General features: G+C 48.0%; 14 protein-coding genes, 24 tRNA genes and 3 rRNA genes. 38 read left to right on the top strand and 3 right to left on the bottom strand.

The window, feature by feature from the left end; translation table 11 throughout:
• Genes D5E69_RS19910 through garR form a run of 3 tightly spaced genes read right to left on the bottom strand, consistent with a single transcriptional unit; the run spans position 1 to position 3,737 of the window.
• A complete protein-coding gene (locus D5E69_RS19910) occupies positions 1-1,344 on the bottom strand; it encodes a GntP family permease (protein WP_048012425.1) in 1,344 nt (447 codons plus the stop codon).
• A 30-nt stretch (positions 1,345-1,374) separates the two neighbouring features.
• Positions 1,375-2,793, bottom strand: a complete 1,419-nt coding sequence (locus D5E69_RS19905; protein ID WP_148794703.1) for a four-carbon acid sugar kinase family protein — start codon at positions 2,791-2,793, stop codon at positions 1,375-1,377.
• Positions 2,790-3,737: a 2-hydroxy-3-oxopropionate reductase gene (garR, locus tag D5E69_RS19900; RefSeq protein WP_159130105.1), complete on the bottom strand. Its 948-nt coding sequence runs from the start codon at positions 3,735-3,737 to the stop codon at positions 2,790-2,792. The genes D5E69_RS19905 and garR overlap by 4 nt, the downstream gene beginning before the upstream one ends.
• Before the next feature lie 150 nt (positions 3,738-3,887).
• Between garR and D5E69_RS19895 the strand changes: the two genes are divergently transcribed.
• The 38 genes from D5E69_RS19895 (at position 3,888) to D5E69_RS19705 (ending at position 22,732) form a co-directional block, all read left to right on the top strand.
• Positions 3,888-4,505, top strand: coding sequence for a GntR family transcriptional regulator (locus D5E69_RS19895; RefSeq protein ID WP_159130391.1), 618 nt, complete (start codon positions 3,888-3,890; stop codon positions 4,503-4,505).
• 246 nt (positions 4,506-4,751) lie between these two features.
• Complete coding sequence (gene tapA, locus D5E69_RS19890) at positions 4,752-5,525, top strand: amyloid fiber anchoring/assembly protein TapA (protein ID WP_213085562.1); 774 nt, start codon at positions 4,752-4,754, stop codon at positions 5,523-5,525.
• Positions 5,473-6,066: a signal peptidase I SipW gene (sipW, locus tag D5E69_RS19885; RefSeq protein ID WP_056538690.1), complete on the top strand. Its 594-nt coding sequence runs from the start codon at positions 5,473-5,475 to the stop codon at positions 6,064-6,066. The genes tapA and sipW overlap by 53 nt, the downstream gene beginning before the upstream one ends.
• 71 nt (positions 6,067-6,137) lie before the next feature.
• Entirely contained in the window at positions 6,138-6,809 is a 672-nt protein-coding gene (locus D5E69_RS19880; RefSeq protein ID WP_056538687.1) for a TasA family protein, read from the top strand.
• A 282-nt stretch (positions 6,810-7,091) separates the two neighbouring features.
• Positions 7,092-7,892 carry a TasA family protein gene (locus D5E69_RS19875; RefSeq protein ID WP_056538684.1) on the top strand — a complete coding sequence of 267 codons (801 nt, stop codon included), beginning with the start codon at positions 7,092-7,094 and terminating at the stop codon, positions 7,890-7,892.
• A 265-nt stretch (positions 7,893-8,157) separates the two neighbouring features.
• Positions 8,158-8,847, top strand: a complete 690-nt coding sequence (locus D5E69_RS19870) for a hypothetical protein (RefSeq protein WP_213085561.1) — start codon at positions 8,158-8,160, stop codon at positions 8,845-8,847.
• 30 nt (positions 8,848-8,877) lie between these two features.
• A complete protein-coding gene (locus D5E69_RS19865; protein ID WP_159130103.1) occupies positions 8,878-10,275 on the top strand; it encodes a TcaA NTF2-like domain-containing protein in 1,398 nt (465 codons plus the stop codon).
• 256 nt (positions 10,276-10,531) lie between these two features.
• Positions 10,532-11,359, top strand: coding sequence for a DUF6574 domain-containing protein (locus D5E69_RS19860; RefSeq protein ID WP_148794718.1), 828 nt, complete (start codon positions 10,532-10,534; stop codon positions 11,357-11,359).
• 39 nt (positions 11,360-11,398) lie between these two features.
• A complete protein-coding gene (locus tag D5E69_RS19855; RefSeq protein WP_159130102.1) occupies positions 11,399-12,799 on the top strand; it encodes a TcaA NTF2-like domain-containing protein in 1,401 nt (466 codons plus the stop codon).
• Between the two features lie 135 nt (positions 12,800-12,934).
• Positions 12,935-13,081: a hypothetical protein gene (locus tag D5E69_RS19850; protein WP_156183389.1), complete on the top strand. Its 147-nt coding sequence runs from the start codon at positions 12,935-12,937 to the stop codon at positions 13,079-13,081.
• A 193-nt stretch (positions 13,082-13,274) separates the two neighbouring features.
• A tRNA-Glu gene (locus tag D5E69_RS19845) sits at positions 13,275-13,349 on the top strand.
• 4 nt (positions 13,350-13,353) lie between these two features.
• Positions 13,354-13,429, top strand: a tRNA-Val gene (locus D5E69_RS19840).
• A gap of 156 nt (positions 13,430-13,585) precedes the next feature.
• Positions 13,586-13,661 (top strand) — tRNA-Thr (locus D5E69_RS19835).
• A 32-nt stretch (positions 13,662-13,693) separates the two neighbouring features.
• Positions 13,694-13,769 (top strand) — tRNA-Lys (locus tag D5E69_RS19830).
• Between the two features lie 10 nt (positions 13,770-13,779).
• Positions 13,780-13,864, top strand: a tRNA-Leu gene (locus D5E69_RS19825).
• A 3-nt stretch (positions 13,865-13,867) separates the two neighbouring features.
• Positions 13,868-13,942, top strand: a tRNA-Gly gene (locus tag D5E69_RS19820).
• A 90-nt stretch (positions 13,943-14,032) separates the two neighbouring features.
• Positions 14,033-14,109 (top strand) — tRNA-Arg (locus D5E69_RS19815).
• A 6-nt stretch (positions 14,110-14,115) separates the two neighbouring features.
• Positions 14,116-14,192 (top strand) — tRNA-Pro (locus D5E69_RS19810).
• 8 nt (positions 14,193-14,200) lie between these two features.
• Positions 14,201-14,276, top strand: a tRNA-Ala gene (locus D5E69_RS19805).
• Positions 14,277-14,312: 36 nt separating this feature from the next.
• Positions 14,313-14,386, top strand: a tRNA-Met gene (locus tag D5E69_RS19800).
• A 20-nt stretch (positions 14,387-14,406) separates the two neighbouring features.
• Positions 14,407-14,480 (top strand) — tRNA-Ile (locus tag D5E69_RS19795).
• An 11-nt stretch (positions 14,481-14,491) separates the two neighbouring features.
• Positions 14,492-14,584: transfer RNA gene (locus D5E69_RS19790), tRNA-Ser, on the top strand.
• Between the two features lie 23 nt (positions 14,585-14,607).
• Positions 14,608-14,681: transfer RNA gene (locus D5E69_RS19785), tRNA-Met, on the top strand.
• Between the two features lie 102 nt (positions 14,682-14,783).
• Positions 14,784-14,860 (top strand) — tRNA-Asp (locus D5E69_RS19780).
• Between the two features lie 33 nt (positions 14,861-14,893).
• Positions 14,894-14,969, top strand: a tRNA-Phe gene (locus D5E69_RS19775).
• Positions 14,970-14,974: 5 nt separating this feature from the next.
• Positions 14,975-15,058, top strand: a tRNA-Tyr gene (locus D5E69_RS19770).
• 42 nt (positions 15,059-15,100) lie between these two features.
• Positions 15,101-15,174: transfer RNA gene (locus D5E69_RS19765), tRNA-Trp, on the top strand.
• A 12-nt stretch (positions 15,175-15,186) separates the two neighbouring features.
• Positions 15,187-15,262, top strand: a tRNA-His gene (locus D5E69_RS19760).
• Between the two features lie 6 nt (positions 15,263-15,268).
• Positions 15,269-15,343: transfer RNA gene (locus D5E69_RS19755), tRNA-Gln, on the top strand.
• Positions 15,344-15,347: 4 nt separating this feature from the next.
• Positions 15,348-15,421, top strand: a tRNA-Cys gene (locus D5E69_RS19750).
• A gap of 19 nt (positions 15,422-15,440) precedes the next feature.
• Positions 15,441-15,525: transfer RNA gene (locus tag D5E69_RS19745), tRNA-Leu, on the top strand.
• A gap of 15 nt (positions 15,526-15,540) precedes the next feature.
• Positions 15,541-15,614 (top strand) — tRNA-Gly (locus D5E69_RS19740).
• 14 nt (positions 15,615-15,628) lie between these two features.
• Positions 15,629-15,705, top strand: a tRNA-Ile gene (locus D5E69_RS19735).
• 8 nt (positions 15,706-15,713) lie between these two features.
• Positions 15,714-15,788, top strand: a tRNA-Asn gene (locus tag D5E69_RS19730).
• Positions 15,789-16,049: 261 nt separating this feature from the next.
• A 16S ribosomal RNA gene (locus tag D5E69_RS19725) occupies positions 16,050-17,600 on the top strand.
• Positions 17,601-17,791: 191 nt separating this feature from the next.
• Positions 17,792-20,725: ribosomal RNA gene (locus tag D5E69_RS19720) — 23S ribosomal RNA — on the top strand.
• A 109-nt stretch (positions 20,726-20,834) separates the two neighbouring features.
• A 5S ribosomal RNA gene (rrf, locus tag D5E69_RS19715) occupies positions 20,835-20,951 on the top strand.
• The 16S, 23S and 5S rRNA genes sit together here with 24 tRNA genes alongside, the layout of an rRNA operon.
• 1,055 nt (positions 20,952-22,006) lie before the next feature.
• The gene (locus D5E69_RS19705; protein WP_213085560.1) at positions 22,007-22,732 is read left to right on the top strand and encodes a tyrosine-type recombinase/integrase; all 726 of its coding nucleotides are present in this window, start codon (positions 22,007-22,009) and stop codon (positions 22,730-22,732) included.
• Positions 22,733-22,801: the final 69 nt, after the last annotated feature.

Raw genomic sequence — 22,801 nt, 5'->3', positions numbered from 1 at the left:
TTACAGTCCCGGTAGTATTCCGGAGAAGAGGCTCAGGATATAGACGGTGATAAGGGCCGTGACGCCAGCCACGAATCCACCGATCGTCCACGCCTGCAATGTCTGCGGGATGGTGAGCTTCCCGAAGTTCTTCACCACCCAGAAACCTGAGTCATTCGGCATGGAGAGTCCGACCGCACCGGCACAGATCGCGAGCCCGAGCAGGATCGGTGTCACACCGAGATCCACCGCTAGGGGCCCCATGATGCTGGAGGTTGTCACAAGTGCCACCGTCGATGATCCGAGGGATGCCCTCAGGATCTGGGAGAAGATGAAGGCAAGGAGGAGTACAGGGATGCTCCAGTTTTGCATCGTATCGATCAGGTACTGACCGATTCCGCTTTCATTGATCACAGCCCCGAATGCGCCGCCGGCACCGGTGATGAGGATGATGATTCCCGCCGAGTTGATGGCTTCTGAGTACAATTCACTCTTTGGCTGTGAGATGTACGGAGTCAAAACGATCACACCGACAATCACCGAGATGAAGAGGGCGACGTTCTTTTCCCCTACAAAGCTGAGGATGGTCGAGATGCCTGATTCAGGTAGGACAAGCTGAGAGACAGTATTGGCCAGGATCAAGATGATCGGTAGACCGAGCATGAAGAACGAGAGGCCCGTGCTGATCTCTTTTTTCGGCTTCACGACAGGGTCGATGACGCCTTCTTCGATTTCTCCGTCATGCTTGACGCGTTTTCCGATGAACATCCCGTAGAGATATCCTCCCACAAGGGTAGCCGGGATGGCGCAAATGATGCCGTACAGAATGAAGAGCCCAAGGTCTGCACCGGTATTCTCTGCGACCACAAGCGGGCCTGGTGTCGGTGCGATCATGCTGTGAGAGACGATCAAGCCGACTCCGAGTGCAGTGACGAATGAAACGATGGAAATGCCCGTTTTCTTCGATAGGCTCTTGATCAACCCGCTCAGGATGACGAAGGCAGCATCGAAGAAGACCGGGATGGATACGGCTGTACCGGTCAAGGCAAGGCCGGCAGGAGATTTCTTGACGCCGAAGACGCGAAGGACAGCCTGGGCAATCTTTTCAACGGCTCCCGAAGCAGCCAGGAACTGACCGAAGATGACGCCGAGTCCGATCAGGATCCCGACTCCTGCCAATGTGTTCCCGAATCCGGTCGTGACGATCTTCGGTGCTTCCGTTACCGGGATGCCGATGACCACGGCCGTGGCGAGTGCGACACCGATAAGGGCCAGAAACGGCTCGAGCTTCAGTTTTAGAATCAAGAAGAAGAGTGCGGCTAAAGAAAGAATGAAGATGACGATTAACATATTCCCAGTGACCATGAATGTGTCCCCCTTTGTTGTTCCCCTAAGTTAGTTTTCCAGTTTCAGTACAACATCCTTCAATGTCTCGATCCCGCCGACATTGCCGGGGAAGATGACATATGGGATATGCGGGAAGGTGCTTTCCTGACCCGTTTTCCAGACCGGGATACCCGGTGCGATCTGGCCGGCAACGGTTGCCCGCTTGACCTGAAGCCCTTTGGTGCCGACGTCGCTCGAGGTGATCCCGCCCTTTGCGATGATGTAATTTGGACGGACGGCGCAGTTCCGCACGATGCTTGTCAGGGCCTCCGAGATCCGTACAGACTGGATCAATTCCTGTTCTTCCATCCCTTCCCCAAGGTCGAGGCGTTCCCGTTTCGTATAGACGACGGTCGTCACGCCTGCTGAAAGTTTGTTCTCCACCAGGTGCAGGACCCGGTCTGTTTCTCCTGCGAATGCTGATTGATTTCCGACAAGGTGACAGTCGAATTCGATGAACTCGAGGCTGCTCAGTTCTTTGAGTGCATTGAGCTGATCCGTCGTCTTCTTGACATGGGATCCTACGATGATCAGTCCGCCGTGCTCGGAATCTTCTAGTATGAGTTCCTCACGTTCAAGGAGCGGGCGGCTGGAGATGTTACCGATTACCTTCGTGAAGGCTGCTGCGGTGCGGAACATGAACTGCTTCCCAGAGTTGATCGCTTCAATCAGGGCAAGGACGAAAACTTTGACGTCGTTCTCATCGATGGCATTCACGATTACCTTACCGAAATCGTGAACCCCCATGAGCTTTTCTTTGATGGAGCCGATGGACAGGCTTCGCAGTTCTTCAAGGGTGATGGAGGTCACATCGCTTTTCTTGAAGCGACCGTCCGTCTTTTCTTCCACCCATTCCCCGAGGTGGCTGGCACGGTAGCCGAAGCTCCGGTCCTTTGCAAACTCTGTATCACCGGCAGGGATGAGACTGTCACCATCCTGCACATAATGGGTGTCATCGATCGTGTAGCGCCCGCCTTCTTTAAAGAAGGGAAGGATGACTTCGCCGTCCTGGATGATACCTCCGCGCTGTTCGATGGTGTCTTTCATGACCTCCGTCTCAAGTGGGTAATGCCCCCTCAAGGTGGAGTCTCCCCTGCTGATAATCAGGTAAGGGACGCCGAGCTTTTTCGAAATGGCTTCCACCCGGTTGGCGATATCCTGGTGTACCTTGGTTGTTTCGTTCTCTGTGAATGCCCTGGAGTTCGTCAGGATGAAGAAGATCTGATTCTCTTCCTTGAATCCGCTCGTGATCGTTTCCTCCGTCCAATCCGTATAGACAGAAACACCGTGGACAGTCTGGACGCCTGTCGGGTCATCATCTAGAACGACGATCTTATGTTGGAGGGCAGGGCGGTTCTTTTCCCACAGTGTGTCGAGTTCTGATTGATTATAAGGTTGATAGTGTTCGAGGATGCTTGCTTCCCTCATATGGAAACACCCTTTCGGACTTCGACTTTTGCCAGTTTCTCATAGTACTGGACGATGCCGCCGTGGTCATCCGCCGCTTTCCCGTCAAGGGCCATGCTGTGGAAGATCTCGAGTACCTGAGACGAGATCGGAAGGGGCACCCCGATGGAGTGAGCAGTATCCATGACGTTGGTCAGATCCTTCAGATTGATATCGATTCGTCCGCCTGCTTCAAAGTTCCGCTCAAGGATGAGGGGCACCTTGGCATCGAGGACGGCACTGCCGGCAAGTCCGCCGCGGATCGCTTCGTACATCTTCTCCACGTCGATCCCTGCTTTGGCTGCGAGGACGAGAGCTTCCGACATGGCGGCGATATTCACGTTCACCATGATCTGATTCGCAAGCTTCGCCGTCGTGCCACATCCGTGATCGCCGACGAGGGTAATGGATGTGCCCATGCACTGAAGAACAGGAAGGGCGCTCTCAAATACGTCAGGCTTGCCCCCGACCATGATGGCGAGGGTCCCGTCGATCGCTTTCGGTTCCCCGCCGCTCACCGGGGCATCCATCATATGCACGCCTGAAGCAGCAAGGGTTTCGGCAATCTGCTTTGATACGACCGGCGTGATGGAGCTCATATCGATGACGATGCTTCCAGGTTTCGCACCATGGATGATACCGTTTTCATTCAAGACAACACTCAATACATGTTCCGATTTTGGAAGCATTGTGATGATGACATCGCTGCCTTCCGCCGTTGCCTTTGGAGATACAGCAGGTGTCGCTCCTTGTGAAGCAAGTTCCGCTACGGCATTTTCGTTAATATCGAAGACCTTTACGTCATATCCACCTTTGATGAGGTTCAGCGCCATCGGCTTCCCCATGATTCCGAGTCCAATAAATCCAATCGTTTTCATGATGAATTCCACTCCTTTTGTAAGTGCTTTCAGTTTGGTTGATTTCATTGTACACGTTTACATTATTTTTGTATACAAAAAATATTAAAATGTATACTATTTCTAAAAATCCTTTTAAAAAGGTGGAAATCGTCCTATACTTTGAACATGACACGTTTGGAAAAGGGAGGAAGACCGAATCTCTTGGAGTAGAGGTCGATTACATTGCCGAAAGCATCACAAACAGCGTACCTGCAAGCATATGAGTATATACGGGACAAAATATTGAACGGCAGTTTTCCAGGGGGTACCAAGCTTGTGGAGGAGCGCCTCGCCGAAGAACTGGGCCTGAGCCGCACCCCCGTGAGGGAAGCGATCCGCAAGCTGGACGAAGAAGGCCTCCTCGAGAAGAAAAGGGTCGTGAATCCGACGGAAACCGATCTCCGCCATGTCTTCGAGGTCCGGATCCTCCTCGAAGGGGCCGCCGCCAGAAGCGCCGCACAATACCTCAACGAAGAGCAGCTTGCACGGCTGCAAGAGTGCGTAGAGATCGGAAGGAACGGCACCAAGGAAGAAATCATGAAAGCCAACTTCGAATTCCATGACATCATCATCCAGGCCACCCGTAACCCCGTCATGGTTGATATCATCGACCGCATGCAGTCTATCATCTACCTCTTCAGGAAAACTGTCGTCGCCTACAAGCGTCCATTCCTAATCGACGAACATGAAGAAATCTATCAGGCCATCGCCGCTCATGATGGTGCTAAGGCAGAGGTTCTTATGAAAGAACATCTGAAGGCGGATCTGGAATTTTGTTTGAACTATATAGGGTAGTGTGAGGCCCCTCTGTTGAGGGGTTTTTATTTTTCTGAAAGTTAGTCATAAAGGACTAGTAAATTGTGGAAAAGGTAGAAAAGGTGAGTAAGTGGAAGGAAATATTGAAAAATTGAATATTTTAAAGAATATTTGACCATTTAAGAGATTTTTATTCACATAATCATTAGATTATACTGTGAGAGTGTTCTTTAAAAAGAACAAAATATTCTTTGAGGTATCCATATTACTCTTGTTGACATTGAGGTGAGCGTCGTTAGAAACAAAGGATGGTCAGAAAAATCATTTAAAAGAGTCCTCATGTTATTAGGAGGCGTACTCATTTGGTATACAGCGATTTTTACGGGGATATATCTTACTTCTGAGACGAAGGCTCAATATAATGATGTAGAAGTGATTGCTGGTTCTATTCATGTGGATTGGGAAGTTGAATCAGATACAGAAGATTGGGATAAGAGTTCTTTTGAATTCGTCACGATAAAAGGGGACTGTACGAAAATAGAAGCAGCGTTTACAAATACAGGTTCCGGGGATGCAAAAGGTCCACTCCGATATAAAATACAGTGGGCGCCAGGCGGAAATGGTAAGGACGGAACGATTGTGAAGGAAGAAGTCCTTCAGCGGGGACTGAAATCCGGCGAATCCATCACGCTTACCCATAAGCCTGATAAAGAAGGCAAATACCGGTTCACGCTATTCCAGCATCCGAATCATCCGGGGAAATCAGACCCTACAGGTGACTTGACCATTGGGAAGTGTGCGAAGCCGAAAGCCGTAGAAAAATTGGAGAAGGCAGAGGAAGAAACAGACAAGTCACAATCGGTAGAGGAGACTCTCCCTAACAGTGATGCCGATAAACAGGAAGCGACCAGTGAGAAAGAAAAGCAAGAATCCAATCAAACGAACAAGCAATCCACTACTATAGAAGAAAAGCCGACAGGAGAATCTGAAGTGGTACCACCGTTGAATGGTGAAGCGAAAAAGGAAGGGGAGGAATCGGTTGAAAAAGTTTCTGAGTAATAGTATCACAGCCATTCTATTCATCGTGTTCATTGGAATGATGTTCATCGTCATTTCATCCATGGCATCGGGAGGAGAGCCGCAGCTCTTCGGCAAGCAGCTGAAGACCGTACTTTCAGGTTCGATGGAGCCTGAGTTCCAAACAGGATCGGTCATCGCAGTGGAGCCTGTTCAAGATGCAGAAGCCTTGAAAAAGGGAGATGTCATCTCGTTCGTAGTCCCGGATGGCACCATGGTCACCCATAGAATTACAGACGTCACGAAAAATGGAGATCAGACGCTATTCCAAACCAAAGGGGATAACAACAAAGAAGCAGATACTGAACCCGTCCTCTCTCAAAATGTAGTAGCTAAATACACAGGATTCACGATTCCCTATCTTGGCTATTTTGTAGACTTTGCCAAGTCCAATAAAGGAATGGCCCTTCTCATGATCATCCCGGGCGTTTTCCTCCTGGGGTACTCAGCCTTCACCATCCGCTCGGCCCTTAAAGAAATCGATCAAAATCAAACGAAAAAAGAGCTCGACAAACCAGCGTGATTATTTCTGAGACACCATTTTATGAATCAATCAGGACACCAGATAATCGGTAATAGAGTGGAGGATAGGAAATGACTATCAAGAAAAAGTTAGGGGTTGGGATGGCATCAGCAGTATTGGGGCTATCTTTAATCGGTGGAGGGACATTTGCGGCGTTTAATGATACGGCCACAGTGAATAATCATTTTGCATCTGGGACACTAAAACTTAGTGTGGGGAGTAATGAAGGTAATAAACCGAACAACTTCGATATTTCAAATATGAAACCAGGGGATAGCGTGCAAAGGAAATATAGGCTTGAAAATGCTGGAACAATATTAATAGAGAATATTTTTATGACAGTCAAAGCTAAAGAGTATTCAAATAATGATAGTGGTGCAACATTAGAGGAGTTTTTGAACCAATTTGAAATAACATTATACAATGTTCATTCTAAGAATGATGGTGAATATAATGACAAAAACTCTCTGATTAAGGAAAATACGAGTGTCACTCTTAAGGATCTAGTAAAGGGTGATTTGAGTGGTAAAATTAAAGGTAGGTATATGACTGAAGGCAAAGTGAATTTGGCACCTATTGGTATAAGTAACAATTCAAGATCCTCTACATCGAAAGGTAATACACTTGTCATAATGATCAAATTTAAAGAGGATAGCAGTAAAACTGATAACGGTGAGTTTTATCAGAATAAATTTATGAATAATACAGTAAACTTCGATATTAATTTTGAAGCAACTCAATAAATGTAATATGTAAAAAGTAAACGGGAAAATTAAGCATGAGTATTAATAAGGAAAACCATAAGTAAAGTTATAGCTCTATAAGTGAAGAAAGAAAGGGAAAATTTTTTAAGGAGTTTGTTCATTATAAAAGAAATTTAGTTCGTTAAAGAATTTAGTGAGGTGGTTTTTCATCTATTATCCCCCTAAACTCACTTCATTCTATTATAAAATGATTGTTCTCCTATTTAATTAGGATTCAATAGATTATACATACCCGGAATGGGCAGAGGGAGGAAATGAAACATGAGTATTAAAAAGAAACTGGGACTTGGTGTAGCAACGGCAGCATTGGGATTATCTTTGATTGGTGGAGGTACCTTCGCGGCGTTCAATGATGTAAAGACAGTTAACAATCACTTTGCGTCTGGCACATTAGAGCTCGATGTAAAGGGCGGCAAGAATAAACCCGTTAACTTTGATCTGGGTAATATGAAGCCAGGAGACAGTGTGGAAAGGGTATTTAAACTAAGAAATGTTGGATCGGTAGCCATTAAAGAGGTATTGATGAATGTGAGGGCAGAGGAATTCACAAACGGAGAAAATGGTTCTACATTGGAGGATTACTTAAAGCAGTTTGAAATCCAAGTGTTTAAAGTGGATCAAGACCATGAAGGTTACAACTATGGGCGGGACTCCATCTTGGCATCAAAAGATGTTACATTATATGATCTCTATACAGGGAACTTAACTGGTAAGGTGAAGAAAGAGTATTTAGTAGGCAATCGCATTAATTTGGCACCAATCGGTTCAAAGCACACCGATCAAGGTTTAATCAGTGATAGTAAAAACTCGGTGAAAATTGAAATATCATTCAAGGATGATAAATCGAAAAATGCGGATGGTGAGTATGATCAAAATCAATTCATGAACAATAGCATTGATTTCTTCTTCGATCTCGAAGCCACTCAATGGAAGGGTATTAAGATTAAAAAAGATGATGCGAATGGAAAAATAAACAATGGAAAACAAGTACAAGACAATAGATTGCCACGGGATAATACCTCTGGATCTGGAGAATTTGATGACAATCCAGTAACCGACTGACCTTTTTGAAAAAACAGGCCCTAGTGGTCTGTTTTTTTGTATGTGAAAAATCGTGTGGTGTATTCACTTCCCTACTTTAAATAAACCTCTATTTTTTCACAAAAAAACTTCACAAATTCCCTTTTCCTGCCGAAACTAAAAAGTGGAAGTGTAATTCTAAAGTATTAGTTAATAAGAATCAGGAAGGGTTGTTTGAATGATAACATGTCCGAATTGTCATCATCAGAATGATGGCGGAAACTTTTGTGAGAAGTGCGGTACGAGATTGACAGAAGGGGAAGCGGTTGTGGTGGGAGGGGCTTCTGCAGCGAGTGTAGAGGCTGTCCGTCCCAACGAGCATCTTGAGAAAGCGAAGAATGTGTCCAAGTTGTATTTCGGTTATTTTATGAGTCTATTAAAATCACCGCTTGCCAAGGGGAGCCGGATCGGTGAAGAGCATTTTGTGAACGGTCTTATTACGATTATCCTTTATTCTCTGATCCTGCCCCTTTCCATGTATGTTGCACTTGGAGATTATGGGAGGTATATGGATTCAGCTTTCCTTACCATCGTGATTAAGCCCACCCTTGCAATGGCAGTTTTCGTTTTCCTTATGAGTGTCTTCACATTCTGTGCAGTGAAGGTGGTTGGGGTGCAAGTGACATTCAGGTCTGCCGTAGCCAGATTCGGTGCCATTTTAGTACCGTTCATTGCTGTGTTTGTACTTGGACTGCTCATGTCCCTATTTGAGATTTATGAATTTGTATTTGTTTTGGGACTCGGATTGTTCGGTGCCATCTTCACTGCCCCTGCGATCGTTGTCATGAGTTATACAAGGAACATTGCCTCTAAGTTTGACCCTCTTTACGGGATCATCCTGACGTACGTGGCATCATTTATCGTATTCGCTTTGATTTTAAGAGGGTTCATCATGAATATGATTGATAACCTTGGTATCTTTTCTTCTCCATTCTAATAGAGCAATGAAAGAAAGAGGGACATGCAAATGGGATTTTGTAAGAATTGCGGTGCAGAGTTTGAAGAAGGGAAGAAGTTCTGTAAGAACTGTGGGACTCCTCTTTCAGCATCGGTAGAAAAGCAGGCACCGTCAAAGCCACGAAAGCAGTGGACTACGCTGCAGAAAATTATTACTGCGAGCATCCTCGTTTTGGTTGCAGCAGGGACAGCCGGCCATTTCTTCCTGAAGGCAACCCACTCTCCGGATAAATTGGTCGATGGGTTCACGGTAGCCGTGAAGGACAAGGATTTGAAGAAGGCAAGGGAAGTATTCGATCTTCAGGATATTAAACAGGATACAGGCGACAAAGAAGTGAAGAAGTATCTTGCCTATCTTCAAGGAGATCTACCGGATCTTGTGAATCAACTCGAAGGACAGGCTGCTTCCTTTGAAGAAGGGACTTCAGCTGCAGCGGAGATTACCGATGAGCAAGGGAATGAACTCTTCCATTTTACCAAGGGGAAGAAGTTCCTTGGAATCTATGATACATACACACTGAAAGTCATCCCATTCGATGTGGTGACGGATGCCAACCTCGACACATATACCGTTACCCTGAAAGGCCAGGAAAAAGAAGCAAAGGATAAGCAAGCAGAGCTTACTGGGCTTTTACCAGGTAAATCGAAGCTTGCAGCTTCATTGACAACCCCGTACTCGACGTTCAAGGAAGAAGAGGAGCTGGATTTCACCGGTGCAACGGAAAACCAGCTCGATCTGACCATTGATTTTGCAGGGAAATATGTCTTCCTTGATGAATATGACAGCGAGGAAGTGTCTGCGCTTCTGATTAACGGTAAGAAGATGAAAGATCAGGTGAAATATGAGACGCCGATCGGACCGTTCCCGACGGACGGTTCAGTAGAAATCGTCGCCGAGCATACGGTCAAGGATAAAACCTATACATCCGATGCTATCAAAGTGACGAATCTTTCTTCTGAATATCTATACTTTGAGTATCCTGAGCTCATCAAGGAGCAGGATGCCGCATGGTACGGCTCATGGGACGAGGAAGAAGAGGAACCTGATGTGGATGCCGAACTGACGGAGTTCATAGAAGACTACACCTATGCAATCGTAGAAGCCAGGAACACCGGGGACTTCTCCGGTGCCGCAGCATATCATGATCCGGACGGTGAAGCATACGGACAGGCTGAACAATACGCGGCGGACCTGTTTAAGGCAGGTACGAAGGAAGATGTCATCGATGTGACCGTCGGTGATATCGAAGAGGACGGCGATGCCTACATTGTTCATCTCGAAGACACCTTCAGCATCACTACCGCTGACGGCAGCGAGAATGAGAAAACGTATGATACGGTCTACAAAGTGATATCGACGGATGATGGCTATCAGGTCAATAAGCTGATCGATACGAACGAACAATAGATATGAAATGCATGAAGAAGATGATCCCCATCCAAGAGGGGATCATCTTTTTTTATGAATCGATCCTCGATCTACTATATTGATAGAAACGATGTGTGGGACTGATGGGATCCTTAGAAAAAGACCACTATGGTACATAGTAGGGTGACCTTCAATATTTAAGGTCATCTTTTTTGAAGGTGAAAAAAGGAATATTTTCCAAAAGGGTCAATATGATAAAAGTCGTAGAGATAAAGATTGATAACAAGGGAGTGGAATGATGAAAATCTGTGGAAATTGTCAGCATGCGAACGACGAAGGGAACTTCTGTGAAAATTGCGGGGCGAGACTGGGGGAAGGGGAGATCCCTGCAGCTGCGAGTGCTCAAGTGCAGATCCAGCCCAATCAGCAGCTCGAGACCGCTAAAAATGCCTCGAAGATTTATTTCGGCTATTTCCTCGATCAGCTGAAGGCGCCCCATGCCAAGATACGTGAAACGGGAAATGCCCATCTGATCAATGGCCTCATCACGATCGCTCTTTTTTCGCTGTTTCTTCCCGCATTGATCTATTACGGGATAAAGGAGAATATTAAAGGTTTCGTCAAAGATATGGATAAGCTGATTGGCTGGGAGATCGAGGATTTCTTTTTTACCATTAACGGGCTACTCGATGATTCCCTCAAGATTTCCGTCATCACCAAACCCGTCCTAGCTTTAATGCTTCTCATGCTGGTCATGGTTTCCCTTACGTTCCTGGGCGCTAAGCTTTCGAAGCTGAATGCATCCTTCCAATTAGTCGCGGCACGCTATGGGGCCCTTCTCGTCCCGCTGATGGCACTCTGCGTAGCAGGCATCATCCTATCCCTACTCGGATTCAATGTATTCGGCTACATCTTCCTCCTGTCGATCATGGGTGCCATCTTCCTTATTCCGCCATTTATCCTGAGGAGTCTCGATCAGACGAATAAGGGAGGGCTGGATGTCGTTCTTACCACTTTGTTGATCTATGTGGTTTCCCTGGTGGTCCTTGGATTGATCGGGGAGTATCTGTTGGATGCTCTTGTTGCAGGATTAAGGTCCATTAACTTCGACGATATCTTATAAGCAATCTCTCTCCAGATGAATATAGAGGAGGCATGCCGAATGGGCTTTTGTAAACAATGTGGCAAAGAGTATGCAGAAGGACAGACGTTTTGCAAAGAATGCGGGGTACCCATCAAGGGAAAGCAAGAGGTGCCATTGTCCCAGTCTGAACAGCGAAAACCATGGAAGAAATCTCATAAGATCCTCCTGATCACCGCCCTTCTCCTCATGGGTGGCTTGTACGGTGGACATCAATATATGAAGTCCCTTTATACACCGGATAAGACGGTCGAGAGCTTTGCAGCGGCCGTGTCGAAAGCAGACGTTAAAAGAGCGGAGAAGATCATGGACCTCGACAGTATAAAACAGGGGAAAGATGAGAAGGGGATGAAGTCGTATCTTGCCTATCTGGATACTGATCTACCCTACCTGACGGATCAACTCGAAGAGCATGCCAGATCCTTCCGTGACGGGAAACTTGCCCCGGCCACGATCACCGATGAAAACGGGAATGGGCTCTTCACCTTCATGAAAGGAGAGAAGGCATTCGGAATATATGATACGTATACACTTAAAGTCATTCCGTTCAATATGGCCGTGTATTCCGATATTGAGACCTTCGAGGTGATTCTTGATGGAGAGAAGGTCACGATCAGTGAGGGAAATCACGTCATAAAAGGAGTGCTGCCGGGGGGACGGCCGCTTATAGGGACGTTTGACGGGAGCTATTCCACTTTTGAAGAAAAACAGGATCTTTCCTTCACAGAGGCCTATGACAATGAACTTGAGGTGAGCATGGATTTTGGAGCGGGATATGTCTATTTAGATGAGTACGGCGAGATCAGTATGCTACTCATCAACGGAAAGAAGCAAGAGAAGCTTCCTTATGATACGCCATTAGGTCCGTTTGCTACGGATGGTTCCGTCACAGCGACAGGGGAGTTCGAGTATAAAGGAAAGACCTACAAGTCTGAACCGCTGAAGATTCAAACGTCCGGATCCAACTTCCTGTCGTTTGAGTATCCTGAACTCGATGGCATCCGTGAAGCAGAAGAAGAAGCTTTCGAACAGGAAGCCGAAGAGGCTCTCGAAGCAGAACGGACTGAGGAAAATATCCGCACCTTTATAGAAGATTATACGTATGAGAGCGTACAGGCAAGGAACGAGGGAGATTTTTGGCTCGTCGAGTACATGCATCATCCGGATGGAGAAGCTTACGCTGAGTCCAGGGATTTCATTGAGTATCTTTATGAAAATGATATAAAGGAGGAAGTCATTGATTTTAAGGTTATTAGTATAGAAGAAGACGGGGAGGGCTACCTTGTCACCACACAGGAAACCTTCGATATCGAGGATTCGGCTGGAGAAGTGTCCCGTAAAAGCTACAAGACAACGTATAGGATCACAGATTCTACTGGCGTCCTGCAGGTATGGGAGCTGATCGAGACCAATGAAATCTAAGTGGGCTGCCCGGTGAAGGCCGGGCAGTATGGTTGCAAATTAAACTTTACATCATTCAAACCCGTCCTTAGCATAATCTTTACATTCCTTTGATAAACTAAAGGCAACAAGATCAACCAACCAGGAGGGATCGCGATGCTTCGTACTTTTTTAAGGGAATGGCATAAGTTCTGGTTCTTCACCTTCAATTATCGTCTGGATACGACCCGCGACAGCAGTTTGTTGAATAAATATCAGGAAAAGTCCAGGTATCACGGAGACAAACTTGTACAGCTCTTGTAGCTGTCTTTTTTATTTTCAAGAAAAACCTCCACATTTATATTGTGGAAACACTCGTATATATGGTATCTTAATCTTCTAGCGGTTAACCTGCTGAAAAAAACATCTAGTTCAAAGAAATATTTTTGAAAAGAAGTTGACTTCTGCGAAATATGATGATATAGTAATTCTTGTCCTTAAGAGACGCGTGCATAACGGCCCATTGGTCAAGCGGTTAAGACACCGCCCTTTCACGGCGGTAACACGGGTTCGAATCCCGTATGGGTCACCATTTTGGAGGATTAGCTCAGCTGGGAGAGCATCTGCCTTACAAGCAGAGGGTCGGCGGTTCGATCCCGTCATCCTCCACCATAGTTTTTTCACGTAGCGAAGCGTAGTGAAAATAACTTACCTTAAAGTTATTGAATTTTTCCTCGTAGCGAAGCGGAGTGAAAATAACTTACCATAAAAACTTTTTCCCTTTTCGCTGCAACTAAGGTGAATCGAAAAGGATACACTATACACCATGCCGGTGTAGCTCAACTGGTAGAGCAACTGACTTGTAATCAGTAGGTTGGGGGTTCAAGTCCTCTTGCCGGCACCACTTTTGTTCGATTGGTTTGGACGAAACAGCACGAGCCATTAGCTCAGTTGGTAGAGCATCTGACTTTTAATCAGAGGGTCGAAGGTTCGAATCCTTCATGGCTCACCATTTGTATCATGCGGGTGTGGCGGAATTGGCAGACGCACCAGACTTAGGATCTGGCGCCGCAAGGCGTGGGGGTTCAAGTCCCTTCACCCGCACCATATGCGGAAGTAGTTCAGTGGTAGAACACCACCTTGCCAAGGTGGGGGTCGCGGGTTCGAATCCCGTCTTCCGCTCCATAATTGTTGCCTCGCCGCAGTGGTGGACCGACAGAAGCACAGGTTTACAATCCTTCATTGGATTCACTTGATGCAGGATGATAAATACGTGCGCCCGTAGCTCAATTGGATAGAGCGTTTGACTACGGATCAAAAGGTTAGGGGTTCGACTCCTCTCGGGCGCGCCATAGTATCGGGAAGTAGCTCAGCTTGGTAGAGCACTTGGTTTGGGACCAAGGGGTCGCAGGTTCGAATCCTGTCTTCCCGACCACTTTCTTTGGGGCCTTAGCTCAGCTGGGAGAGCGCCTGCTTTGCACGCAGGAGGTCAGCGGTTCGATCCCGCTAGGCTCCACCAACGATCCTTTGATCGAAGACATAGTTTATTCATCATGGCGGTGTAGCTCAGCTGGCTAGAGCGTACGGTTCATACCCGTGAGGTCGGGGGTTCGATCCCCTCCGCCGCTATTTACATACGGTTATGCTTTGGACCCTTAGCTCAGTTGGTTAGAGCAGACGGCTCATAACCGTCCGGTCGCAGGTTCGAGTCCTGCAGGGTCCATTTATACATACGGAGGAATACCCAAGTCCGGCTGAAGGGATCGGTCTTGAAAACCGACAGGGGTGTCAAAGCCCGCGGGGGTTCGAATCCCCCTTCCTCCTCCATAATTCCTTTCATCTTTTATCGTCGCGGGGTGGAGCAGTTCGGTAGCTCGTCGGGCTCATAACCCGAAGGTCGCAGGTTCAAATCCTGTCCCCGCAATACCGTTTTGATCCGAGAGGATCGGGATGTAGTGACATTGATAGCAGGATTTGCTGTCGAAAAGAACATTGATCTTTATTTTCGCTGACGCGAAAAAAAGTTGGTCCGGTAGTTCAGTTGGTTAGAATGCCTGCCTGTCACGCAGGAGGTCGCGGGTTCGAGTCCCGTCCGGACCGCCATTTATATTCTTATATGTAACAAAGACCTTTAATGGCTCAGTAGCTCAGTTGGTAGAGCAATGGACTGAAAATCCATGTGTCGGCGGTTCGATTCCGTCCTGAGCCACCATTGATGGAGGGGTAGCGAAGTGGCTAAACGCGGCGGACTGTAAATCCGCTCCTTCGGGTTCGGCAGTTCGAATCTGCCCCCCTCCACCATTTGTTTTCTTGAACTAGGTTCAAGTATAGAACGATCTATATAGGGGCATAGTTTAACGGTAGAACGAAGGTCTCCAAAACCTTTGGTGTGGGTTCGATTCCTACTGCCCCTGCCAAAAAAACACATGGCGATTGTGGCGAAGTGGTTAACGCACCGGATTGTGGTTCCGGCATTCGTGGGTTCGATTCCCATCAGTCGCCCCATATTATTGGGCTATAGCCAAGCGGTAAGGCATCGCACTTTGACTGCGACATGCGTTGGTTCGAATCCAGCTAGCCCAGCCAATAAGGCGGTATAGCCAAGTGGTAAGGCAGAGGTCTGCAAAACCTTCACCACCGGTTCAAATCCGGTTACCGCCTCCAATTTTATTTTTTAGCACCTGCCGGTGTGGCGGAATAGGCAGACGCGCACGACTCAAAATCGTGTTCCGTAAGGAGTGCCGGTTCGACCCCGGCCACCGGTACCATTTTCAATTTAACATGCGGGTGTAGTTTAATGGTAAAACCTCAGCCTTCCAAGCTGATGTCGTGGGTTCGATTCCCATCACCCGCTCCAATTTATTTTCATGCGGGCCTATAGCTCAGCTGGTTAGAGCGCACGCCTGATAAGCGTGAGGTCGGTGGTTCGAGTCCACTTAGGCCCACCATCTACCATTCCGCAGTAGCTCAGTGGTAGAGCTATCGGCTGTTAACCGATCGGTCGCAAGTTCGAATCTTGCCTGCGGAGCCATTTTCTTTTTAAAAATTTTTTGAGAAAGTTTTAAAAAGAAGTTGACTTCTGCGAAGTTAATTGGTAAGCTAGTAATTGTTGCTAAGGCAATGATCGTCAAAAACTTTTTCAAAAAAAGTGTTGACAACAAACATGAAACACTGTAACATAGTAAGGGTCGCTTCGAAAGAAGTGCTCGACATTTGAACCTTGAAAACTGAACAAAACAAGACAAACACGTCAACGTTAATTCTAGATTTATTTTAAGAGCTATTCAAACTTTTTATGGAGAGTTTGATCCTGGCTCAGGACGAACGCTGGCGGCGTGCCTAATACATGCAAGTCGAGCGGATTGATGGGAGCTTGCTCCCTGAGATCAGCGGCGGACGGGTGAGTAACACGTGGGTAACCTGCCTGTAAGACTGGGATAACTCCGGGAAACCGGGGCTAATACCGGATAACACCTACCCCCGCATGGGGGAAGGTTGAAAGGTGGCTTCGGCTATCACTTACAGATGGACCCGCGGCGCATTAGCTAGTTGGTGAGGTAACGGCTCACCAAGGCAACGATGCGTAGCCGACCTGAGAGGGTGATCGGCCACACTGGGACTGAGACACGGCCCAGACTCCTACGGGAGGCAGCAGTAGGGAATCTTCCGCAATGGACGAAAGTCTGACGGAGCAACGCCGCGTGAGTGAAGAAGGTTTTCGGATCGTAAAACTCTGTTGTTAGGGAAGAACAAGTACCGTTCGAATAGGGCGGTACCTTGACGGTACCTAACCAGAAAGCCACGGCTAACTACGTGCCAGCAGCCGCGGTAATACGTAGGTGGCAAGCGTTGTCCGGAATTATTGGGCGTAAAGCGCGCGCAGGTGGTTTCTTAAGTCTGATGTGAAAGCCCACGGCTCAACCGTGGAGGGTCATTGGAAACTGGGGAACTTGAGTGCAGAAGAGGAAAGTGGAATTCCAAGTGTAGCGGTGAAATGCGTAGATATTTGGAGGAACACCAGTGGCGAAGGCGACTTTCTGGTCTGTAACTGACACTGAGGCGCGAAAGCGTGGGGAGCAAACAGGATTAGATACCCTGGTAGTCCACGCCGTAAACGATGAGTGCTAAGTGTTAGAGGGTTTCCGCCCTTTAGTGCTGCAGCTAACGCATTAAGCACTCCGCCTGGGGAGTACGGTCGCAAGACTGAAACTCAAAGGAATTGACGGGGGCCCGCACAAGCGGTGGAGCATGTGGTTTAATTCGAAGCAACGCGAAGAACCTTACCAGGTCTTGACATCCTCTGACAACCCTAGAGATAGGGCTTTCCCCTTCGGGGGACAGAGTGACAGGTGGTGCATGGTTGTCGTCAGCTCGTGTCGTGAGATGTTGGGTTAAGTCCCGCAACGAGCGCAACCCTTGATCTTAGTTGCCAGCATTCAGTTGGGCACTCTAAGATGACTGCCGGTGACAAACCGGAGGAAGGTGGGGATGACGTCAAATCATCATGCCCCTTATGACCTGGGCTACACACGTGCTACAATGGACGGTACAAAGGGCTGCAAGACCGCGAGGTTTAGCCAATCCCATAAAACCGTTCTCAGTTCGGATTGTAGGCTGCAACTCGCCTACATGAAGCTGGAATCGCTAGTAATCGCGGATCAGCATGCCGCGGTGAATACGTTCCCGGGCCTTGTACACACCGCCCGTCACACCACGAGAGTTTGTAACACCCGAAGTCGGTGAGGTAACCTTTTGGAGCCAGCCGCCTAAGGTGGGACAGATGATTGGGGTGAAGTCGTAACAAGGTAGCCGTATCGGAAGGTGCGGCTGGATCACCTCCTTTCTAAGGAAGATTTACTAAAACGTTTGACGACGTCGAAGTTTTGTTCAGTTTTGATGGTTTAAGTTTTTTACGAAGCGCAAGCGGAGTAAAATAAACATCCATCTTCTATATTGTTCTTTGAAAACTAGATAAAGTTTTATTGATAGTCAAGAAATTACCGAGTATCGCCATTTTAGGTTTTTAACCAATTCGGTTAAGTTAATAAGGGCGCACGGTGGATGCCTTGGCACTAGGAGCCGATGAAGGACGGGACTAACACCGATATGCTTCGGGGAGCTGTAAGTGAGCTGATCCGAAGATTTCCGAATGGGGGAACCCACTGTTCGTAATGGAACAGTATCCTTGCTTGAATACATAGAGCTTGGAAGGCAGACCCAGGGAACTGAAACATCTAAGTACCTGGAGGAAGAGAAAGCAAATGCGATTCCCTGAGTAGCGGCGAGCGAAACGGGATTAGCCCAAACCAAGAGGCTTGCCTCTTGGGGTTGTAGGACACTCTATACGGAGTTACAAAGGAACGGGGTAGACGAAGAAGTCTGGAAAGGCTCGTCAAAGAAGGTAACAACCCTGTAGTCGAAACTTCGTTCCCTCTTGAGTGGATCCTGAGTACGGCGGGACACGTGAAATCCCGTCGGAAGCTGGGAGGACCATCTCCCAAGGCTAAATACTCCCTAGTGACCGATAGTGAACCAGTACCGTGAGGGAAAGGTGAAAAGCACCCCGGAAGGGGAGTGAAATAGAACCTGAAACCGTGTGCCTACAAGTAGTCAGAGCCCGTTAACGGGTGATGGCGTGCCTTTTGTAGAATGAACCGGCGAGTTACGATCCCATGCAAGGTTAAGTCGAGAAGACGGAGCCGCAGCGAAAGCGAGTCTGAATAGGGCGAATGAGTATGTGGTCGTAGACCCGAAACCAGGTGATCTACCCATGTCCAGGATGAAGTCCAGGTAACACTGGATGGAGGTCCGAACCCACGCACGTTGAAAAGTGCGGGGATGAGGTGTGGGTAGCGGAGAAATTCCAATCGAACCTGGAGATAGCTGGTTCTCTCCGAAATAGCTTTAGGGCTAGCCTCATGTTGTAAGAGTCTTGGAGGTAGAGCACTGTTTGGACTAGGGGCCCTCATCGGGTTACCGAATTCAGACAAACTCCGAATGCCAAAGACTTATCCATGGGAGTCAGACTGCGAGTGATAAGATCCGTAGTCGAAAGGGAAACAGCCCAGACCACCAGCTAAGGTCCCAAAGTATACGTTAAGTGGAAAAGGATGTGGAGTTGCTTAGACAACCAGGATGTTGGCTTAGAAGCAGCCACCATTTAAAGAGTGCGTAATAGCTCACTGGTCGAGTGACTCTGCGCCGAAAATGTACCGGGGCTAAACGTATCACCGAAGCTGTGGATTGACACCGTTTGGTGTCAGTGGTAGGAGAGCGTTCTAAGGACTGCGAAGCTAGACCGTAAGGACTGGTGGAGTGCTTAGAAGTGAGAATGCCGGTATGAGTAGCGAAAGATGGGTGAGAATCCCATCCACCGAATGCCTAAGGTTTCCTGAGGAAGGCTCGTCCGCTCAGGGTTAGTCGGGACCTAAGTCGAGGCCGATAGGCGTAGACGATGGACAACAGGTTGATATTCCTGTACCACCTTTCTTCCATTTGAGCAATGGGGGGACGCAGGAGGATAGGGTAAGCGCACTGCTGGATATGTGCGTCTAAGCAGTTAGGCTGATGATGAGGCAAATCCCATCATCGTGAAGGCTGAGCTGTGATAGCGAGCGAATTATAGTAGCGAAGTTCCTGATTCCACACTGCCAAGAAAAGCCTCTAGCGAGGAAGATGGTGCCCGTACCGCAAACCGACACAGGTAGGCGAGGAGAGAATCCTAAGGTGAGCGAGAGAACTCTCGTTAAGGAACTCGGCAAAATGACCCCGTAACTTCGGGAGAAGGGGTGCTCTGGTAGGGTGCAAGCCCGAGAGAGCCGCAGTGAATAGGCCCAGGCGACTGTTTAGCAAAAACACAGGTCTCTGCGAAGCCGTAAGGCGAAGTATAGGGGCTGACGCCTGCCCGGTGCTGGAAGGTTAAGAGGAGTGCTTAGCGCAAGCGAAGGTGCGAATCGAAGCCCCAGTAAACGGCGGCCGTAACTATAACGGTCCTAAGGTAGCGAAATTCCTTGTCGGGTAAGTTCCGACCCGCACGAAAGGCGTAACGATCTGGGCACTGTCTCAACGAGAGACTCGGTGAAATTATAGTACCTGTGAAGATGCAGGTTACCCGCGACAGGACGGAAAGACCCCGTGGAGCTTTACTGTAGCCTGATATTGAATTTTGGCACAGCTTGTACAGGATAGGTAGGAGCCTTGGAAGCCGGAGCGCTAGCTTCGGTGGAGGCGTCGGTGGGATACTACCCTGGCTGTGTTGACATTCTAACCCGCGCCCCTTATCGGGGTGGGAGACAGTGTCAGGTGGGCAGTTTGACTGGGGCGGTCGCCTCCTAAAGAGTAACGGAGGCGCCCAAAGGTTCCCTCAGAATGGTTGGAAATCATTCGCAGAGTGTAAAGGCACAAGGGAGCTTGACTGCGAGACCTACAAGTCGAGCAGGGACGAAAGTCGGGCTTAGTGATCCGGTGGTTCCGCATGGAAGGGCCATCGCTCAACGGATAAAAGCTACCCCGGGGATAACAGGCTTATCTCCCCCAAGAGTCCACATCGACGGGGAGGTTTGGCACCTCGATGTCGGCTCATCGCATCCTGGGGCTGTAGTCGGTCCCAAGGGTTGGGCTGTTCGCCCATTAAAGCGGTACGCGAGCTGGGTTCAGAACGTCGTGAGACAGTTCGGTCCCTATCCGTCGTGGGCGCAGGAAATTTGAGAGGAGCTGTCCTTAGTACGAGAGGACCGGGATGGACGCACCGCTGGTGTACCAGTTGTCTTGCCAAAGGCATCGCTGGGTAGCTATGTGCGGAAGGGATAAGTGCTGAAAGCATCTAAGCATGAAGCCCCCCTCGAGATGAGATTTCCCATCACTTTATGTGAGTAAGATCCCTGAAAGATGATCAGGTAGATAGGTCAGAGGTGGAAGTGTGGCGACACATGGAGCTGACTGATACTAATCGATCGAGGACTTAACCAAACGTAATGCAGGCGCGTTGCGCCTGCCAGACTGGCCGATACGCCGGTAATGATTGACTATCAAACCTTTATCTAGTTTTGAAAGAATAATTCTTTCAACTGAATACCTGTCTGGTGACATTGGCGAAGAGGTCACACCCGTTCCCATGCCGAACACGGAAGTTAAGCTCTTCAGCGCCGATGGTAGTTGGGGGATCTCCCCCTGTGAGAGTAGGACGTCGCCAGGCAATGTAGAGAAAAGCAGCTCATTTGATGGGCTGCTTTTTTTGTTGGTTTTTTTTGTTGGCGGGGAATGTTGATGGTGGTGATGTTGACCGTTTGAAATAGGGTAGGTAGAAAGATTTTGTTGTTGGTTAGGAGGGCGAAATTACGGTTAGAGTATGGGATGATATTGGTGAGCAAGGGCGAAGAGACAGACTTTTAGAGCTTTAATGACCTGTGGGAGTATATGATGAGCCAAGTGGGATGGACAGAGGCGTTATCTGGAGATGAGGCTATGGGGGGAGTCACGCTTAATTGCGACTTTATTTCTTTTCTTGCGAAAGGGTAATGATACCTGCGGATAGGGTGCTTGTATCAGTGATGCTTTTCCAATAAATGTATCTAGATTTGCGTGTGACCCAATTCGACATTCCTCGCAACGTCTTTTCACCATTTTGCGCACTCGAAGAACCGTCGTTCCCCTCCTGGCGCGAAAACACCTGCGAGATTCAACCATTTACTTGCGACATTTTTAAAATTATTTGTGGAATTCCACTTTTTACTTGCGAAACGTACCACTGTGCATTTTTCAATTTGCGATTCATTCTCCTTATTTGCGAACAACTCTATATACTAGCAACTGGATAATCGTCGATGCAAATGATTTTAATAGAAACATGGCCAATTGACTCATAAAAGCCGTTAGAGGTTTCATGACTTAAGATAATATGTAATCATTGAAGTGGAAAGGTCAGAAACGTTGTCCGGAGATGAGGCCATGTCCGGAATCACGCTTATTTGCGAAATAGCTTCCTTCTTTCACGTCTCATTTTAGTTTGCGTTTATGATAGGGTACTTACATGAAACGCTCTCCACCATGATACCTGAACTTCACAGAAGTTGACTTCTTCCTTCCAATTCTCTAGGATTATACAAAAGAACGTTTTCGCTGTGAAAGGGTGGGTCTCTTGAGAGGAACTTCTGGCAGTACGATTGAATTGTTTTTAAGGTGGCTTGAGGAAGAGGGAAAGTCAGGCAAGACGATTTTGACGTATCAGCAGGAGCTTAAGAAGTTTGATCAGTGGCTGGGGAGCGCGGTGTGGTCCTTGAAGAAATCGGCCATGATGATGTTCAGGAATATATGATTCATTTGGAAGAGCAGGGGAAGAGTCCGATTACGACCGATAAGGTGCTTGGTGTGATCCGGACGTTGACCCGTTTTTTGAAACGGCCGGACGTTGGCCTTGATATCAGGATCAAGCATGCGCCCAAGAAGGATGAGATTGATGTGCTGACCAAGGAAGAGTGTGAGAGCCTCCTTGCCGAGGTGCGGGAAAGCCGGAATGCACGTAATGAAGCAATCGTTCTCACTCTTCTTCACACAGGTGTACGTGTGTCGGAGCTGTGCGGACTGGATTTGACGGATCTGGAGCTGGACCGGGGAGTCGTGAGGGTGACGGATACCCATGGCGATGAGAGGGTGATCCCGCTGACGGATGCGTTGAAATCCGTTCTGAAAGCCTACCTGGATGAAGTGCAGCCTGTTGGACCCCTGTTTGTGTCGCGGTCCCGTGAACGATTGACGGAGAGATCGGTTCAATATATGTTGAAGAAGTTTCACGTCAATGCCCAGAAGCTGCGCCATACCTTCTGTCAGCAGCTTGTGGACCAGGGAGTGAGCCTGGAGGTGGTCTCAAGGCTTGCTGGTCACCGGGATATCAATGTGACGCGGCGATACGTCAAGACAGCGGTGGGGGGGTCTGAGCTAGAGCGTGCCATCAGGGAGACATTTTCCCATAAGGGATGAGGGCATCATTCTCCTCCGCGGTATGATATAGTAATAGGGAAAAATCGATACGTGATGAGAGGTGTCGCT

Source organism: Rossellomorea marisflavi, assembly GCF_009806575.1.
Taxonomy (GTDB): domain Bacteria; phylum Bacillota; class Bacilli; order Bacillales; family Bacillaceae_B; genus Rossellomorea; species Rossellomorea marisflavi_A.
The sequence above is the reverse complement of the archived record's forward strand: the minus strand, read 5'-3'. Positions and strand labels throughout refer to the sequence as shown.

Bases quoted from the DNA above. Each gene is read 5' to 3' on its own strand.
- D5E69_RS19910 (WP_048012425.1), bottom strand. From the start codon at position 1,344: ATGGTCACTGGGAATATGTTAATCGTCATCTTCATTCTTTCTTTAGCC.
- D5E69_RS19905 (WP_148794703.1), bottom strand. From the start codon at position 2,793: ATGAGGGAAGCAAGCATCCTCGAACACTATCAACCTTATAATCAATCA.
- garR (WP_159130105.1), bottom strand. From the start codon at position 3,737: ATGAAATCAACCAAACTGAAAGCACTTACAAAAGGAGTGGAATTCATC.
- sipW (WP_056538690.1), top strand. From the start codon at position 5,473: ATGGTGAAGCGAAAAAGGAAGGGGAGGAATCGGTTGAAAAAGTTTCTG.
- D5E69_RS19880 (WP_056538687.1), top strand. From the start codon at position 6,138: ATGACTATCAAGAAAAAGTTAGGGGTTGGGATGGCATCAGCAGTATTG.
- D5E69_RS19875 (WP_056538684.1), top strand. From the start codon at position 7,092: ATGAGTATTAAAAAGAAACTGGGACTTGGTGTAGCAACGGCAGCATTG.
- D5E69_RS19865 (WP_159130103.1), top strand. From the start codon at position 8,878: ATGGGATTTTGTAAGAATTGCGGTGCAGAGTTTGAAGAAGGGAAGAAG.
- D5E69_RS19860 (WP_148794718.1), top strand. From the start codon at position 10,532: ATGATGAAAATCTGTGGAAATTGTCAGCATGCGAACGACGAAGGGAAC.
- D5E69_RS19855 (WP_159130102.1), top strand. From the start codon at position 11,399: ATGGGCTTTTGTAAACAATGTGGCAAAGAGTATGCAGAAGGACAGACG.
- D5E69_RS19850 (WP_156183389.1), top strand. From the start codon at position 12,935: ATGCTTCGTACTTTTTTAAGGGAATGGCATAAGTTCTGGTTCTTCACC.